Raw genomic sequence first — 422 nt, forward strand, 5'->3', positions numbered from 1 at the left:
GTTTATCTGCGCGTCGTCTCCAGTGGCCGCCAGATAGGCCAAAGTTACCTGGGAGATGATCCCGCCTAGACAGTAGCCGACCAGGTTCACCTGCTCGACACCCATGATTTCCTTGACCATTCGCAGCGCTTCCAGCGTGCCCAGATCCAGATAGTCGTCCCATTCCAGGTCAAGAACTGTTTCATCAGGGTTTTTCCAGCTGATGGTGAACAGGGTGAAGCCGGCATCCACCAGGTACTTGAACAGCGAATTCTCCGGCTGCATGTCCATCACGTAGTACTTATTGATCCATGGCGGCACGACCAAGATGGGGATTTCATGGACCGTCTCTGTGGCCGGCGTGTACTGGATCAACTCAATCAGGCGGTTGCGATATACGACCTTGCCCGGCGTGATCGCCAGGTCCTTACCTACCTCAAAGG

The 422-nt window shown here is 55.0% G+C and carries 1 protein-coding gene; it reads right to left on the reverse strand.

The features are described 5' to 3' along the window. Nucleotides 1-422: alpha/beta fold hydrolase (locus IMZ11_RS44350; protein WP_228649781.1), on the reverse strand; the 422-nt coding region annotated here is incomplete at both ends.

It is taken from the genome of Microtetraspora sp. AC03309 (assembly GCF_020826795.1).
Taxonomy (GTDB): domain Bacteria; phylum Actinomycetota; class Actinomycetes; order Streptosporangiales; family Streptosporangiaceae; genus Microtetraspora; species Microtetraspora glauca.